Here is a 17,589-nt window from a genome sequence, read left to right on the forward strand (position 1 = left end):
TGAAAATGAAAAACTTAATAAAAATCTGTTCGGCATTTCTTTTACTATGCTTGGTAGTATCCTGCGAGGAAGATTTTTTAGATGAAGACTTTCTAGATGCACCGGCCAAATCTAGTTTAGATGAATCAACTATATTCTCAACAGTAGATTTAGCGACGGGAGCTGTAGATGGAATATTGGAGCCCGTGGGACAGACGAATTCTTACAGAGGACGTTTTATTCCTTATTATGGTTTTAATACGGATGTCGAATACAATTATAGTGCGGGGGATGAAGGCTCCGATGCAGACCTGGTATATTACGATGCAAAACCAAGTAACTCTCGTATGAACACCGATAATAATGCCTGGGCTTTGATGTACCAGGGTATTGAGCGAGCAAATATAGTTATAAGAGGTCTAAGAACTTATGGGAATCCTGAGCCTGGTACAGAATTCGGACAGCTTTTAGGGGCTGCACTGACTTATAGAGCAATATACTATGCAGATCTTATGAAAGCATGGGGAGATGTGCCTGCCCGCTTTGAACCTATTACTTCCGAGACACTGTATTTACCTAAAACTAGTCGTGATACTATTTATAAAAGACTTATTTCAGACCTAGGAGAGGCATCTACATTGGTAGCTTGGCCCAATGCAAGTCCTGCAACCACAACTGTTGAGCGCATTAATAAAGCATTTGTTAAAGGCTTTAGAGCGCGCCTGGCAATGGTAGCTAGTGGTTTTCAGCAGTACCCTGATGGAGTAAGAAGAAGTAATGACCCTGATCTTTCTGTTCAGCAAATGTATCAGTTAGCATTGGAGGAGTGCAGAGCTGTTATCAATAGTGGAACAGCTTCTCTTGAACCTTCTTTTGAAGGTTTTTGGAGAAAGTACAATGAGGAAAATATAAATGCCGGTGGTGAATCTTTATGGGAAATTCCATTTGCAGATGGTCGTGGACGTGTCTTATTTTCTTTTGCCGTTCGTCACCGAAGTGCAGACCAGTTTACTGGTCAACCTAGAGGAGGTACTGCTGGGCCAACGCCAACGGTGTATTATGATTTTGATGAAGAGGATACCCGAAGGGATGTTACCTGTGTTCCTTACCAGTGGGGTGCTGCAATTGATGGAATTGCCCAGCAGGAACTAACAGGAATAGATACCTGGTATTTTGGTAAATACCGTTACGAATGGATGAACCGCTATGTGACTTCAACCAACGATGATGGTGTGAATTTTATTTATATGAGATATGCTGAAATTCTTCTAACTGCTGCGGAAGCGGCTAATGAATTAGAAGGTCCTGCAGCTGCTGCACCTTACCTTAAGGAAATTCGCCGTCGAGCATTTCCTTCAGAGCAGCATTCTGAAAAAGTGGATAGCTATGTTGATGCTTTAGGCTCAAAAGAGCAAATGTTCGATGCTATCGTTGAAGAATATAAATATGAGTACACAGGAGAAATGGATAGAAAAATGGATCTTATTCGGTGGAATCTACTTAGTGAGAAATTAGACGAAGAAAAACAGGAATTATCAGATTTGAACAATAGAACTGGGGACTATGCAAATGTACCAACTACTGTTTATTTCAAATATGAAGAAGATGGTTATACATTGGATGTATACGGTTTAGAAAGAGGGGAGACCTCTGACCCTGGACCTGAATATTCTGCATTCCCATGGGATCAGCCACTGGATGAAATAATTAATACCATTTATAAACCGGGAGTGGATCCAGATAATAGACAATTTTGGCCGATCTGGCAGGTCTTTATTGATGCTAGTAATGGTCAGTTAGTAAACGACTACGGTTACTAGAGTCTAATAAAACAGATTTAATCTATAAATTATGAAAGTAAGAAATATTTTAAAAAGTTTGCTCACAGTGCTACTGGTTGCGTCTGCGGTCACAGCTTGTGACTACGATAAAGAGCTTATCGAAGAGTTGCCGGTAGACCGGGAATTTGCTCCGGTAAACCTAAGCGCATTTGTTAGGAACCAAATTAACGTAGAGTTAAACTGGACAGTGAATGAAAATGCGAATAGTTATATAGTCGAGTTTGCCAATGATTCTTTGCAATTCGACAATATTGTTAGAACAGTCGAGGTGAATCCTAATGAGTTACCGGTTCTGGTACCTTTAGAAAGTGAAACCCTTTATTCTATAAGGGTAAAAGCTATTAGTGACAGAGGACTTGACGATTCTTCCTGGGCTGTAACCACGGCCAGAACTTTAACCGAGCAGATATTTATAGAAGGTGAAGACGGTGACATCAAAGCTAAAGAAGCTATTCTTAGATGGATTCCAGATAGCGAGGTTACAGAAATCACTTTAAGTCCAGGAGATATTACTTATACGATTACTCCTGAAGATAAAGCCGCAGGGATAGCCACTGTAACCGGGCTCGAGTCTGAAACAGAATATACCGCCACCTTGCTCAATGGTAGTCAGATTAGAGGGGTGAAAACCTTTACTACTGGAATCGATATTGGGGATGGTAAACTAGTTACTCCGGAAGATGATCTGTTGCAGATGATTACAGATGCAGTCGCAGGTGATATTCTTGTACTTGAACCGGGTGACTATACAGCTCAAACTGGAACGGTAACTTTGGATAAATCTTTAACCATTAGAGGGTTAAGAAGTTTCGACAAACCACTTCTACAACTTAATTTCGAATTAGTCGCCGGAGCAGATGATGTTGAATTGATCGACCTGAATTTACAAGGTCTGGGTGAAGGTTCAGAAGACCTTTCTGATGTAGTAAGATATACAGGACCTGGGAATTACAATTCCTTATTGATTAGCGGATCTGTAATCCATAATTATTCACGTTCCTTTATTGCGGGTAATGAAACTGATGCCATCTTACAAAATCTGACGGTAGAAAATTCCATTATATACGATATATTCACTTCAGGTGGTGATTTTATAGATTTCAGAAATTCAGATGTACTCAATATCAACCTTATAGAAAATACTTTTTATAATGTTGCTCCGGGACGTGACTTTATAAGGATGGATGCGAGTGGTACTTCTAATGATAGTGGTCAAACTGCTAATATTCTTATAGACAGCAATACGATATACGCGGTTTCCGATAATGACAGCAGAAGATTGTTATACGTTCGGTTTGTATCTAATGATGTAACCGTTAGAAATACAATTATTGCGAATACTGAATCTGAAGGTTATGCGGATAGGGAAGGAATAGATGAATCCCCGACATTTAGCAATAACAATTATTTTAATGCACCAGGATTCTTTGATGATTCTCAGTACATTTTTGATAGTAATAATCCTTTTAACCTGGATCCAGGTTTTGTAGATCCATCTACAGGAGACTTTACAGTGACAAATCAAACACTTATAGATAATCAGATAGGAGATCCTCGCTGGAGATAAAAATAATGCTAGGTAAATTCTAAATATAAGAAGGGTATGCATCGTAAAGAAGCACACCCTTTTTATATTTCTGAAATACTGGTATTAGATACTTATCATAGTTCAAAAATGGATTATGACCTGGGGCCTTTTTTTGGCCAGCTTACTAAAAGTTGTTTAGAAATTAAAACAATTCAAAAACCAGGATAGGATTAAATTTTAAACTTAAATCTTTTATGGAATGATGAAACGATTACACTTTTTATGCCTCTTCCTTTTTTTGGGAATTGGGACGGGGTACTCCCAGGAATCTTCAGCTTTGCCTGATGTCTGGGATTTTGGTGCCACGCAGCTGGACGAAACCCAGTATGACAATCAATTATCGGTAGAAATTATCAATTCGTGGTATGATGCCTCTGTTACTCCTGGAAGTTCGGATAACACCTTACCAAATTTTACTGCGGGTGACCTAAGCTTTACCGGTGGTGGAAGTGACAGACTAAGAACATCCAATACTGCATTAACGCGCTACGATGAGAATATTGATGATTATGAAGATTTTAAAGGAAGAATATATATAAATTCTTCGGGTGCAACAGGAAGATATTTCAGTCTCAATTTAGATGAGAATGATAAAATAAGCATTTGGGCACTTACCCAGAATGGTACGGGAAACATTCATTTTGAGTATGTTGCCGATCCGTCCTTGCAGAACGAAGTAGTTGCTGTAGGAGAAGAGCTCACTGAACTGAATTTCGTTGCTCAGGCCGCCGGAACCTATCGTATTTATGATAGTAGTGATAAGCCGAGCTATTTCAGAATTATGAGAGAAAGCGGCACCGGTTCTGCAGAATCAGATAATGCTGAAGATGTATGGGACTTTGGTGCTACTCAACTGGATGCGTCTCAGTACAACAATCAGCTATCAGTAGAAATTATCAATTCCTGGTATGACGAATCCATAACGCCAGGAACTTCAGGACATACTTTGCCAGATTTTACTATTGGAGATCTAAGCTTTACCGGCGGTGGAAGTGACCGCCTGCGAACCACCAATACAAATCTCACCCGGTATGACGAGAATATTGATGATCATGACGATTTTAAAGGAAGGGTTTATATAAACTCCTCGGGAGCTACGGGAAGATTTTTTAGTCTTGATCTGGAGGCATATGATGAGGTAACGATTTTTGCACTTACCCAAAATGGCACGGGAAACATCCATTTCGAAAATGCTTCCGACTCCTCTATACAGAACGATGTGGTAGCTGTTGGAGAAGAAATTACCAAATTGAACTTTACCGCTAAAGCAACGGGAACTTACCGTATCTATGATGATACTGATAAGCCAAGTTACTTCAGGATTCTTAGAAAGAGCGCAACTTTTGCTACAGTAAGCGGTAATGTAGATGTTACTGCAGCCTCAGACATACCTGGTGATTACAGTATAGTTTTTACCAATGAAAGTGGTGATACCTGGAGTTCTTCCGTTTCTGAAGGATCTTATACGGTAGACCTGCCTGCGGGTAACACTTATGACATCTCTCTTGAAGGAGCCGCTGGGTATTCAATCACCGGCAGTACTAACATAGAAATTATAGAAAACACTGCCCTGAATTTATTGATTCAAAAGGATGGAGCTTCAGGAAATGGGTTGGCTGATGTTTGGGATTTCGGAGCGACACAATTGGAGGAATCTCAATTCAACAATCAATTGTCAGTAGATATTATCAACTCCTGGTATGATGCCTCAATTACACCCGGAAGCGCAGACAATACTTTGCCAGATTTTACTGTTGGAGACCTTAGCTTTACCGGAGGTGGAAGTGACCGCCTGCGAACCAGCAATACCAATTTGACCCGATATGATGAGAATATCGATGAATATGACGATTTTAAAGGAAGGGTATATATCAATTCTTCGGGAGCTACGGGAAGATATTTCAGCCTTGAATTAAACGAAGATGATAAGGTTACTCTGTGGACTCTTACGCAGAATGGGACCGGAAATATCCATTTTGAATATGTAGCCGATTCTGATCTGCAAAATGACGTGATTGCCGTGGGCGAGGAGCTTACAGAAATTAGCTTTATGGCTAAAGCTGCAGGGACGTACCACATTTATGACGATACTGATAAGCCAAGTTACTTCAGGATCGTACGGAAAAGTGCCAGCTATACTACAGTAACAGGTAGCGTGGACGTGGCAGAAGCTGAAGGTATCCCATCAGATTTCAATATCGTATTCACAAATGAACTTGGGAAGTCATGGGAACTTCCTTTTACCGATGGAGGATCGTATAGTATAGTTCTTCCTGTTGGATATCAGTACGAGGTTTCACTGGACGGAGCTGAAGGTTATTCCATAGGGAGTAATTCCAGTCTTGAAGTAACGGAAAGTACTTCTTCATTTGATATCAGTATAGTTAAAGATTTAATTTATGTGGAGGGTCTGGCCGATGTTTGGGATTTTGGGGCTACTCAACTGGATGAATCTCAGTATAACAATATGCTGAACGAAGCAAGAATAAATTCCTGGTATGATGAATCCATTACACCGGGAAGCTCTGGGAATACTTTACCAGATTTTACAGCTGGTGATCTTAGCTTTACTGGAGGCGGAAGTGACCGTTTACGAACCACTAACACCAATTTGACCCGATATGACGAGAACATAGACGAATATGAAGAATTTAAAGGGAGAATTTACATCAATTCCAGAGGTGCTACAGACCGCTTTATGAGTTTGGAGCTAAATGAAGATGATAAAGTAACTCTTTGGGTGCTCGGTCAGGATGGAAATGGGGAGCTTCACTTTGAGAATATTGCAAACCCTGAACTCCAGAATGACGTGGTAAGTGTGGGTGGTGAGCTTCAGGAAGTAAGTTTTGTGGCAAAGGCAAACGGAAACTATCATATTTATGATACGGCCGATAAGCCAAGCTATTTCAGAATTATTAGAACGCCTGCCACTTATACTAACTTATCAGGAAACGTAGATCTTACTGATGCTCCAGGAATTCCTGAAGACTATTCGATAGTATTTTCTATTGAAGAAGGAAAAACCTGGAATGCAGTGCCAACAGATGGTTCCTACCAGGTTGAGTTACCAATCGGCTTTAAGTACGATCTTTCCCTGGCGGGAGCAGATGGATATGTAATTTCTAGCGGGACTTCATTAGAAGTTTCAGAAAGTACAACCACTTTTGATATCACTATAGAAAAAGTCGAAATTTATCCTGTTACGGGTTCTATTATTGGCCTGGATGGAAATATTGAGGATTTAACCTTAACATTTACTCCAGATCCGGGTGCTGATGCACTTTATGTTCCTAAACCAATAATTGATTCAGATGCGGGTACCTATTCTGTAAAACTTGAACCAAATGTTCAGTATACCATAGAGAGTGATGGTGTAGATGGTTATTTTATTCCGGAGAATACGCTGGAAATAACAGGTGAAACCACAAGTGATATCGTTTTTCAGGCTGAACCCGATGGGCCATTTGGAGATATTGATGGGGACGGAGTTCTGAATGCTGATGATAATTGTGTCTCAACTCCTAATCCAGATCAGGCAGATGTTAATGAAAATGGAATTGGAGATGTGTGTGATGACGATGATGGAGACGGAATCATCAATTTTGAGGATAATTGCCCGGATACTCCAGAAGGTACGGTTGTAGATGTATTTGGTTGTGAGGTTTTTAGCCTGGCAGCAGATAACTTTGCAATATCGGTTCAGGAGGTAAGTTGTAATGGGAACGGTGACGGAGCTATTAGCATTAGTGCGGCAGATACAAATTACACTTATAACGTTTCAGTTTCTGGTACAGGTAGCGGTGCTGCCACTTTATCTTCTTCTAATGGTTTTTCAGCTAATATTGAAAATCTTACAGCAGGAAATTATGATATATGTGTGACCGTAGACGGTCAGGATGAATATGAGCAGTGTTTCAATGTAACTATAGAAGGCCCAACGGCTCTCGCAGCTTATTCTTCGGTAAATTATTCGAATAATACGGTAAGCTTTTCACTGGATGGAGCAGAAGAGTATAAAATTTCACATAACGGAAAAATTACAACTACCACACAGTCGAGCATAGTTCTAGACCTGGAAATCGGTAAAAATGAGTTTTCGATTTTCACCGATTCAGAATGTCAGGGTACTTTCAATAAGGAAGTCTTACTTTCTGAAGAGGTCGTGCTGTTTCCTAATCCAACCAGGGGAGACCTAAAGGTGTATATAAACGGGACAGATACTAATATAGACGTATCCCTGCTTAACCTTAGCGGACAGGAATTTATTTCAGAAAAAAAGGAAATTCCTTCGGACCGTGTGATTCAACTTGATCTTACCAATTTTAGAAACGGAATATATTTTCTTCTATTGAAATCGGCCACGGTAAATAAAACCATAAAAGTTATTAAATCATGAAAAACTATATAAATATACATTGTTGCAAAGCTCTCATGATCTTTGTCATGGCAGCTTTAACGGTGTCCTGTTCCAGTGACGATGATGCCGAGGTAATTAATGATGTAGTCCCGGGAGTGGCCAGTTTGGTACTTCCGCAGGATAATACCGAATGTGAAATAGGCGATATTGTAGCCAATATGGCTGAAGTAGCTTTTGAATGGAGTGAAGCCAGTGGTGCCGACACTTATGATCTTGTGATCACAAATTTGGCTACCCAGGAAATTACACAGCGACCTAATCTTAATACAACTGCAATCATAGTTAGACTGGAAAGGGGAAACCCCTATACCTGGAGAGTTATTTCAAAGAATGACGGAGAAGAAACTACCGCTTCAGAAGCTTACCGGTTTTATGTAGCCGGCGAGCCTGGGTCTAATAATGTTCCTTTTCCTGCATCTCTTATGGCGCCTGCTTCTGGATCTATGGTATCGCCGGTTGATGGTAAGGTGACCCTTGAATGGGATGCAACCTCGACCGATACTGATGGAGATGCTTTGACCTATACTTTATTTGCAGATACGGTAGATGGAAATCAGGAACCACCGGAAGAATGGAAAGGTCTTACAGAGACCTCCCTGGAAATAGAGGTAGAACCTAATAGCGTTTACTACTGGCACGTGGAAACTACGGACGGGAAAAATACGGCTATTAGCAATACTTTTTCCTTCAGGACAGGGGTAAACACCTCTTCTATTCAGGGGAAAGTAGTAAGTACTTCTCAGGAAATTTTAGAGGCTATTGCCGCAGCTGTTCCGGGTGAAAATATTTATATAAGGGGAGGGGATTATACTTTTGATGCTACCATTAATATCGGTACCAGTGGTCTTGCGGGTAGTATGATTTCTTTATTAGCACATCCTGAAGATGAAACCAGGCCAAAATTCGATTTTTCTTCGATGACTGAAAATTCATCGAACCGCGGGATAGAATTAAATGCAGATTACTGGCACATTAAAGGTGTCGATGTGTTTAAAGCCGGTGATAATGGTATGCAAATAAAGGGAAATAATAACCTCATTGAATTCTGTACTTTTTCTGAATGTTCAGATACCGGGCTTCAATTAGATAATGGTGCCGCAAATAACACCATTCTGAATTGCGATTCTTTCTTTAATGCCGATTCAACTCTTGAAAATGCTGATGGATTTGCTGCTAAACTAAATGTAGGTACAGGTAATAAGTTCATTGGGTGTAGGGCATGGCAAAATCTTGATGATGGCTGGGATGGTTATCTAAGGAATGCAGATAATGTAACAACGACTCATGAAAATTGCTGGTCCATTAAAAACGGTTATCTAAAGGATGGCTCGGTGAGTGGTGGAGATGGTAATGGCTTTAAGACCGGAGGAAGCGATGACAAGGATCTTAAACATAATGCTATTTACATTAGGTCAATAGCTGTAGGTAATAGATTTGATGGCTTTGATCACAATAGCAATAGAGGCGAGGTAACGCTTTACAATTGCTCTGCTTATGATAACGGGACCAATTATGGTTTTGGAAGTACAAATCCGCTAGGTTCTCTAATAATTAAGAATAGTAATGTACTAGGTGAAGTTGGCAGTATTAATGCTGCGACACTTGATGTTACTAATAATAGTTGGGATACAGAAGGAGTGGAAAGTTCAGTAGAGGACTATGAAAGTATAGATTATACTGAGTTAACCGGACCTAGAAAAGAAGATGGTAGCCTTCCTGATGTGAGCTTTTTCCACTTGGAAGCAGATAGTGATCTAATAGATGCAGGAGTGGATGTAGGTTTGCCATTTAACGGTGCTGCACCAGATCTGGGAGCATTTGAATATTAAAATATAATTTATATGAATAACATGAATTTTAACTTTGGTTACCAGCCTGTAGCCTATTAATTTTCAGAATAAGATTGCTGTAATCTTTCTGGTGAATTATGGAGTTAAAGTTTAAAAATGCTTAGTGTTTTTTAAATTAGTTTTAGTTAAAGGTGCGGCCAATAGTCGCACCTTTTTTTTAAAATAATAGAATCAGGAATACGTAGAAACAAATTAGAACATGATAGAAAATAATGTTCAGTAGAAATACTAGGAACTCTGAATTTCAAATGATGAATTGATTTTTAGTTTGCTAATCCTGCTTTTTTTTGATGAAAAAATTGTGAATACTTTAAAAACTAAAAAAAATCATTATATTCGTGTAATCGATTGCATTTAAATAAAAAGTTATAATTATGACTCATTCAGAATTTAGATATGCACATCATCCTAATGATGTCAAAAGATATACAACAGACGAATTAAGAGAACATTTTTTAATACCAGATTTGTTCGTTAAAGATCAAATATCACTGACCTATACTATGTACGATCGCTACATTGCAGGTGGTGCTTTTCCGGTTACAAAATCTCTGAAACTTGAAGCCATTGATGAGTTAAAAGCTAAAAATTTTCTTGATCGTCGTGAATTAGGAGTTATCAATGTTGGAGGTAAAGGAAAAGTTACTGTAGACGGGGAAGTTTTTGAACTAGGCCATAGAGAAGCTCTTTACGTAGGTAGAGGAAATGAAGAAGTGATTTTTGAGGCTACAGATGAGCAGCCTTTCTTCTATATTAATTCGGCTCCTGCCCATACATCCTATCCAACGAAAAAAGTAACCAAGAAGGAAGCAGAGATCGTGGAGTTGGGAGATTCAAAATATTCAAATAAAAGGGTTATCAATAAGTTGCTGGTGAATTCGGTAGTAAAAACCTGTCAGTTACAAATGGGGATGACTGAACTTCAGGATGGAAATATCTGGAATACGATGCCGCCACATACTCATGAAAGACGAATGGAAGTTTATTTCTATTTCGATCTGGAAGAGGGGCAAACGGTTAGCCATTTTATGGGGCAACCTCAGGAAACAAGACATATTTTTCTTCAAAATCACCAGGCCATAATTTCACCAGAATGGTCCATACACGCCGGGGCAGGTACTTCAAATTATACCTTTATCTGGGGAATGGCTGGGGAGAACCTGGATTATGGGGATATGGATAAAGTATCTGTTGACGAATTAAAATAAATTAAAAGATGAATTTATTTACTCTAGAAGGAAAAACAGCACTGGTTACCGGTTGTAAACGAGGAATTGGTTTTGCAATGGCCGAAGCTTTGGCAGAGGCGGGTGCAAATATTCTGGGAGTTTCGGCTAGTCTGGAAACTTCGGGATCAGAGATTAAAAATGCTGTAGTTGCAAAAGGAAGAAAATTTAAAGGATATCAGTGTGATTTTTCCAACAGGAAGTCTTTACATGAATTCATAGATAAAGTTAAGTCAGAGAACCCTACCATTGATATCCTTGTTAATAATGCCGGAACGATCTTAAGAGCTCCTGCCGCAGAACATTCAGATGAATACTGGGATAAGGTGATCGAGGTAAATCAAAATGCCCAATTCATTCTTTCCAGGGAATTAGGTAAGGAAATGATAAAACGTGGAAGTGGAAAAGTGATCTTTACCGCCTCTTTATTAACATTCCAGGGAGGAATAACGGTACCTGGTTATGCCGCTTCTAAAGGAGCTATAGGCCAGTTAACCATGGCTCTGTCTAATGAATGGGCAGGAAAGGGAGTGCAGGTAAATGCAATTGCTCCTGGTTATATTGCTACAGATAATACGGAAGCCCTAAGAAAGGATCCCGATAGAAGCGGGGCTATCCTGGCGAGAATTCCGGCAGGTAGATGGGGTAAGCCAGAAGATTTTAAAGGCCCTGTTGTTTTCCTGGCCTCGAAAGCCAGTGATTATATGAGTGGAGCAATATTAACCGTAGATGGCGGTTGGATGGGGCGCTAATTAATTTTTTAAAGGCCCTATAACGAATAACACGAATACCAGTAAGATGAAAAAAGATACTTTTATTACCGATAATTTTTTGCTTCAGAACACTTATGCTGAACGTTTATACCGTCAGTACGCCGAGAAGCAGCCTATCATAGATTACCACAATCATTTACCACCAAAGGATATTGCTGAGGATAGAAATTTTGAAAATATCACTCAGGTCTGGCTAGCGGGCGATCATTATAAGTGGCGTGCGATGAGAACTATGGGGGTGGATGAAAAATATATTACAGGAAATGCTTCCGATAAAGAAAAGTTTATGGCCTGGGCTAAAACAGTTCCGCATACTCTTAGAAACCCTCTTTATCACTGGACCCATCTTGAATTAAAAAGATACTTCGGGATAGATGAATTGCTGAATGAAGAATCTGCAGAGCGAATTTACGAGGAGGTAAATAAACAGTTGCAGCTACCAGAAAATTCCTGTCGTGGTTTGCTGAAAAAGATGAATGTAGAAACACTTTGTACTACCGAAGATCCTACAGATACGCTGGAATATCATAAAAAACTTGCTGATAGTGATTTCAGCATAAGAGTGAGTACGGCATTTAGACCAGATAAGTCTATATTTATTGAGTCTGAAACTTATAATAATTATCTGGAACAGTTAGGGAAAGTGGCCAATGTGTCCATTAACTCTTACGACGACCTGAAAAAAGCTCTTCGCAGCCGAATTGAGTATTTCCATGCTAATGGTTGCAGGCTTTGTGATCATGGTCTAAATTATATCTCTTTTGAGGATTATTCAGCAGATGAGATCAATGAAATTTTCAAGAAAAAAATTGTTGGTAAAAATCTGACCGATCTTGAAGCTGAAAAATTCCATACGGCTATTTTATTATACCTGAGTGAAACTTATCATGAATTTGGATGGGTGCAACAATTTCACCTGGGGGCTCTGAGGAATAATAATAAAAGAATGCTGAAAGAACTTGGACCGGATACTGGTTGGGATTCTATCGCAGATTACAGCCAGGCAGAAAATCTATCTTCATTCCTGGATGCTTTGGATGGTAAGGATAAACTTACCAAAACAATTCTATATAATTTGAATCCTGCCGATAATGAGATCTTTGCCAGTATGATTGGTAACTTTAATGATGGAAGCATCAAAGGGAAGGTACAGTTTGGCTCTGGCTGGTGGTTCCTGGATCAAAAAGATGGAATCATCAAGCAGCTTAATGCTCTTTCTAATATGGGGCTGGTTAGCTGCTTTATTGGGATGCTTACAGATTCCAGAAGTTTTCTTTCTTATCCCCGGCATGAATATTTTAGGAGAGTATTATGTAATCTTTTTGGTGAGGAAATAGAAAAAGGTGAATTACCGGAGGATCTAGAATTAGTAGGAAAAACCATCGCCGACATTAGCTATCATAATGCTAAAGAATATTTTGACTTTTAATGGAGCCGGATAAATCAAATACAGCAAAGGTGGTCACTTTCGGGGAAGTGCTTATGAGGCTATCGCCTTCCGAGCATCGAAAACTGCAACAGGCACACCAGATGGATTTTTTCTTCGGTGGTACCGAAATGAATGTTGCGGCCTCCCTTTCTTTTTTTGATCTGCAAACACAACATATCACGAATGTGTCTAATGATCTGGTAGGAGACGCAGCCATCGCAGCAATGCGAAAAGCGGGAATAGATGTTACCGCTGTAAATAAAGTGGCGTACCCATTAGGAATATATTTTCTTGAAGTAGGTTCCGGCCTTAGGTCCAGCAGGATAGCCTACAATAGATTGCATGGTGCCTTTGCTCATATTAAACCGGAACAGGTGGACTGGGAGAAATGTTTTGAGGGCTGTACTCATTTTCACTGGACCGGCATCACTCCTGCAATTTCTGAAGGTGCTTATTTAACTTTGAAAGACGGTTTAAAAGTCGCTAAAGAAAAGGGGATTGTGGTGACGGCAGATCCAGCTTACCGCAGTAATCTGTGGAAATACGGGCAAGATGGCCATAAGATTTTAAAAGAACTAGTGTCTTATTCCACCGTATTTATTGGTGGGGTAAATGAGATCAATGAGATTCTGGGAACTGATTTTTCTTTTGATAAGGAGAATTTCATCAAAGCCAGTAATAGATTAATGGAGGAGTGTACTTCCATCGAAAAAGTATTCGACAAAGTTAGAACCGGCTTAAGTGCTTCCTGGCAGAAGATATACGGCCAGGCCTGGACCGGAGAAAATTATATTGCTACCAACGAATTAGAGATAACCTCTGTGGTAGATAGAATAGGAACGGGAGATGCTTATGCCGCAGGTATCATTTATGGTCTTCAGCATTATGATGATCAAAGAACACTTGAATTTGCCAATGCCGCATGTGCCTTAAAACACACCATTCTTGGAGATGCTAACCTGGTAAGTGTAGATGAGGTTTTAGAGGTAATGGAAGGTAAGACCGGCGGAAGAATCAAAAGATAAAATACAAATCACAGGATAAAATCCTGATAGAAATCACATAAATGGCAAAATATACTAGAATTGAGGTGGCTCAGACTATGAAAGAAACGGGAATCGTTCCTGTTTTTTATGATGCCGACATCGAGGTTTGCAAAAAAGTAGTTGAGGCCTGTTACCAGGGAGGTGCCAGGGTTTTTGAGTTTACGAACCGTGGTGATTTTGCCCATAAGGTTTTTGATGAATTAAATATATATGTTCAGAAGAACTTCGAGGGAATGATGCTGGGTGTAGGTTCTGTGATAGATCCGGGAACCACTTCATTATATATTCAACTTGGAGCGAATTTTATAGTTTCTCCAATTGTAAATGCTGAAATGGCCAGAACCTGTAATCGGAGAAAAATAGCCTGGATGCCGGGTTGCGGATCGGTAACTGAAATCTCGTATGCCGAAGAGCTAGGTGCAGAGGTGGTAAAGATATTTCCGGGAAGTCAGGTGGGTGGACCATCCTTTGTAAAAGCTGTAAAAGGTCCATTTTCATGGAGTAGTATTATGCCCACAGGAGGCGTGAGTCCTACCAAAGAAAACCTGGAAGCATGGTTTGAGTCGGGAGTTCATTGTGTAGGGATCGGATCAAAGCTTTTCGTTCAGAAAGAAAATGGAGATTATGATTATGAAGCTATTTCAAAGAAGGTAAAATCTTCCATTGAGATCGTACAAAGTTTAAGAAAATGAGCGTGAGAAAACAGGATATATTTAAAAGAACATTTCTTATGCTTCTTTTCATTTTTACAACATTTGGTTGTGAAAAGAACAGTGATACTCGTATCATAAAGCTTGGCCACGGTCTGGATACCAGTCATCCGGTTCATAAAGCGATGACCTTTATGGGGGAAAGGGTAAAGAAGAAATCTGGAGGAAGAATGCAAATAGATATTTATCCTAATCAGCAACTGGGTTCTGAAAGAGAATGTCTTGAGCTGCTCCAAATTGGTAGCCTGGGAATGACAAAAGTATCTACAGGAGTAATGGAGAATTTTGCCCCTGGACTTAAGGTATTTGGTCTTCCATTTTTATTCCGTGACCGCGAACATAGATTCAATGTTCTGGAAGGTGAGATTGGAGAAGCATTTCTTAATTCCAGTTTAGATAAAAGATTAAAAGGACTCACCTTTTATGATGCCGGGAGCCGTAGTTTCTATAGCAAAACCCCTATAGAATCCCCTGAAGACCTGGAAGGACTTAAGATCAGGGTGATGGAAAGTCAAACCGCTATTAATATGGTGAAAAATCTCGGAGGTTCGCCAACCCCTATCGCCTGGGGTGAATTATATACGGCACTTCAGCAAGGAATCGTAGATGGGGCAGAGAATAATCTTCCGAGTTTTCATCTTTCCAGGCATTATGAAGTATGCAAGTATTTCTTGGTAGATGAGCATACTGCACTGCCAGATGAATTGGTGATTGGAACTCCTGTTTGGAATAAACTTTCAGCGGAAGAAAAACAATGGCTTAAGGAAGCCGCTATGGAATCTTCTGAATATCAGAAGAAATTATGGCGTGAAGCTGAACTGGAAGCCCTCGAAAAGATTAAGGAGGCCGGGGTAACAGTTATAGAAGCTGATAAGGAGCAGTTTAGGAGCATGGTTAGACCTATGTATGATGAATTTGGACTGGATCCAGAGATGAAAAATATTATTGAAGAAATACAAGCGGTTAAATGAAAAAAAGATTGGATAAGGTACTAGGAACCATTCTGGTTATCCTGTTAACCATAATGGTTATGGCAGTTTTATGGCAGGTATTTTCACGATATGTAATGCAGTCCCCTAGCTCGATTACAGAGGAGTTAGCCAGATATTTACTTATTTGGATAGGGATTCTCGGTGCGGCATATGCTGCCGGCCAGCAGGAGCATCTTGCTATAAATTTACTTGAAGAAAAATTAGAAAAGAAGAACAAAAAGAAGCTAAGAATTTTAATTAATATTCTAATAATATTCTTTGGACTTACTGTTCTTATTATTGGTGGAGGAAACCTGGTTTACGTTAATTATGAACTGGGACAGAGTTCCGCAGCTTTGGAAATTCCGTTATACCTGGTTTACCTGGTGGTACCCATTAGTGGTATTCTGGTTGTATTCTATAAGTTCAATGAAATTATGAACCCGGAAAAGTATTTAGTATGATATCTGAAGTTTTAATACTGGTAATCTCTTTTGTGGTTCTTCTTGCTATCGGGGTGCCGGTAGCCTGGTCTATTGGATTATCGTGTCTGTTCACCATGTTAGCAAGTATAGATTCTTTAGCCGCCTTTACGACTGTTTCTCAAAGAATGGCCACAGGATTGGATAGTTTTTCTTTACTGGCAATCCCTTTCTTTATCCTGGCAGGCCAGATAATGAACCAGGGAGGGATAGCAAACCGCTTGATAAATTTTGCAAAAGCTCTTATAGGATCCTTACCCGGGGGGTTGGTATATGTGAATGTGATAGCAGCTATGCTATTCGGTGCAATCTCCGGTTCAGCTGTAGCAGCAGCATCAGCGATTGGGGGGATCCTTGGACCTCCAATGGAAAAAGAAAATTATTCCCGTGAATTTGGGGCAGCTATAAATGTAACTTCCTCTACCACTGGGCTGGTAATACCACCTTCAAATGTACTCATCGTATATTCACTCGCCAGTGGAGGAGTCTCTATCGCGTCATTGTTTCTGGCGGGATATTTACCGGGAATATTGATGGGGTTGGCCCTGATGTTAGTGGCAGCTGTTTGGATCAAGAAAAAGAAATATCCAGCAGGAAATACCAGTAGTTTCGGGCTGATTATTTCAACTTTTCTAAAGGCCCTGCCCAGTTTATTATTATTAGTAGTGGTTATTGGAGGGATTGTCTCAGGAATATTCACCGCTACGGAGGCCTCTGGAATTGCCGTTCTATATTGTTTTGTTCTTTCTATGATATATGGAGAACTGAGTCGAAAGATGCTTCATAAAGTGTTTTTAAGCTCAATAAGCACAACAGCCATTGTGATGCTGCTTATCGCAACCTCAATGAGTATGTCCTGGGTGATGTCTTATGAAAATATTCCTCAGACGGTTAGTGAAGCTTTATTGGCACTTAGTGACAATAAATATGTGATTCTTCTTATCATTAACCTGTTATTGTTGTTCGTAGGAACCTTCATGGATATGACTCCTGCTGTTCTAATTTTCACCCCAATATTTTTACCCGTGATGGAAAACTTGGGAGTAGATCCTGTTCATTTCGGGATAATTATGGTGATGAACCTTTGTGTGGGACTTTGTACGCCACCAGTAGGCTCCGTGCTGTTCATTGGGGTAGGAGTGGCAAAAACGACGATCCAGAAAGTAATAAAACCCTTACTGCCATTGTATGTGGTCATGGCAATAGTACTGTTAATGGTAACTTTTATTCCGGCAATCAGTCTTTGGTTACCAGAATTATTTGATTAAAATTTAATA

13 protein-coding genes are annotated in these 17,589 nt (G+C 39.8%); all 13 read left to right on the forward strand.

The genetic code is table 11. The annotated features are described in order from the left end of the window. Positions 1-5: 5 nt before the first annotated feature. The 13 genes from BLT95_RS13630 to BLT95_RS13685 all read left to right on the forward strand — a co-directional run bounded on the left by BLT95_RS13630 (position 6) and on the right by BLT95_RS13685 (position 17,580). Positions 6-1,799 carry a RagB/SusD family nutrient uptake outer membrane protein gene (locus BLT95_RS13630; RefSeq protein ID WP_089666933.1) on the forward strand — a complete coding sequence of 598 codons (1,794 nt, stop codon included), beginning with the start codon at positions 6-8 and terminating at the stop codon, positions 1,797-1,799. A gap of 31 nt (positions 1,800-1,830) precedes the next feature. Then, a complete protein-coding gene (locus tag BLT95_RS13635; RefSeq protein ID WP_231896374.1) occupies positions 1,831-3,387 on the forward strand; it encodes a DUF5123 domain-containing protein in 1,557 nt (518 codons plus the stop codon). Positions 3,388-3,423: 36 nt separating this feature from the next. Further along, on the forward strand, positions 3,424-3,576 hold the full coding sequence (locus BLT95_RS14355) for a hypothetical protein (RefSeq protein WP_157718068.1): 153 nt from the start codon (positions 3,424-3,426) through the stop codon (positions 3,574-3,576). Between the two features lie 31 nt (positions 3,577-3,607). Then, positions 3,608-7,804, forward strand: coding sequence for a T9SS type A sorting domain-containing protein (locus BLT95_RS14360; RefSeq protein WP_157718069.1), 4,197 nt, complete (start codon positions 3,608-3,610; stop codon positions 7,802-7,804). Beyond that, positions 7,801-9,654 (forward strand): right-handed parallel beta-helix repeat-containing protein, encoded by a 1,854-nt coding sequence (locus tag BLT95_RS13645; protein ID WP_089666694.1) that lies wholly within the window; start codon positions 7,801-7,803, stop codon positions 9,652-9,654. Before BLT95_RS14360 ends, BLT95_RS13645 begins: the two co-directional genes overlap by 4 nt. 395 nt (positions 9,655-10,049) lie before the next feature. After that, positions 10,050-10,883 carry a 5-dehydro-4-deoxy-D-glucuronate isomerase gene (kduI, locus tag BLT95_RS13650; protein ID WP_089666695.1) on the forward strand — a complete coding sequence of 278 codons (834 nt, stop codon included), beginning with the start codon at positions 10,050-10,052 and terminating at the stop codon, positions 10,881-10,883. A gap of 8 nt (positions 10,884-10,891) precedes the next feature. Then, positions 10,892-11,653, forward strand: coding sequence for an SDR family NAD(P)-dependent oxidoreductase (locus BLT95_RS13655; protein ID WP_089666696.1), 762 nt, complete (start codon positions 10,892-10,894; stop codon positions 11,651-11,653). A 46-nt stretch (positions 11,654-11,699) separates the two neighbouring features. After that, complete coding sequence (gene uxaC / locus BLT95_RS13660) at positions 11,700-13,103, forward strand: glucuronate isomerase (RefSeq protein WP_089666697.1); 1,404 nt, start codon at positions 11,700-11,702, stop codon at positions 13,101-13,103. Continuing rightward, positions 13,103-14,128 carry a sugar kinase gene (locus tag BLT95_RS13665; RefSeq protein ID WP_089666698.1) on the forward strand — a complete coding sequence of 342 codons (1,026 nt, stop codon included), beginning with the start codon at positions 13,103-13,105 and terminating at the stop codon, positions 14,126-14,128. Before uxaC ends, BLT95_RS13665 begins: the two co-directional genes overlap by 1 nt. 41 nt (positions 14,129-14,169) lie before the next feature. After that, positions 14,170-14,841 carry a bifunctional 4-hydroxy-2-oxoglutarate aldolase/2-dehydro-3-deoxy-phosphogluconate aldolase gene (locus tag BLT95_RS13670; RefSeq protein WP_089666699.1) on the forward strand — a complete coding sequence of 224 codons (672 nt, stop codon included), beginning with the start codon at positions 14,170-14,172 and terminating at the stop codon, positions 14,839-14,841. Positions 14,842-14,879: 38 nt separating this feature from the next. Beyond that, positions 14,880-15,830 (forward strand): TRAP transporter substrate-binding protein, encoded by a 951-nt coding sequence (locus tag BLT95_RS13675; RefSeq protein ID WP_089666934.1) that lies wholly within the window; start codon positions 14,880-14,882, stop codon positions 15,828-15,830. Continuing rightward, positions 15,827-16,294 (forward strand): TRAP transporter small permease, encoded by a 468-nt coding sequence (locus BLT95_RS13680; protein WP_089666700.1) that lies wholly within the window; start codon positions 15,827-15,829, stop codon positions 16,292-16,294. The genes BLT95_RS13675 and BLT95_RS13680 overlap by 4 nt, the downstream gene beginning before the upstream one ends. After that, entirely contained in the window at positions 16,291-17,580 is a 1,290-nt protein-coding gene (locus tag BLT95_RS13685; protein WP_089666701.1) for a TRAP transporter large permease, read from the forward strand. Before BLT95_RS13680 ends, BLT95_RS13685 begins: the two co-directional genes overlap by 4 nt. Positions 17,581-17,589 lie beyond the last annotated feature (9 nt).

This window comes from Gramella sp. MAR_2010_147, assembly GCF_900105135.1.
In the GTDB taxonomy this organism is placed as follows: domain Bacteria; phylum Bacteroidota; class Bacteroidia; order Flavobacteriales; family Flavobacteriaceae; genus Christiangramia.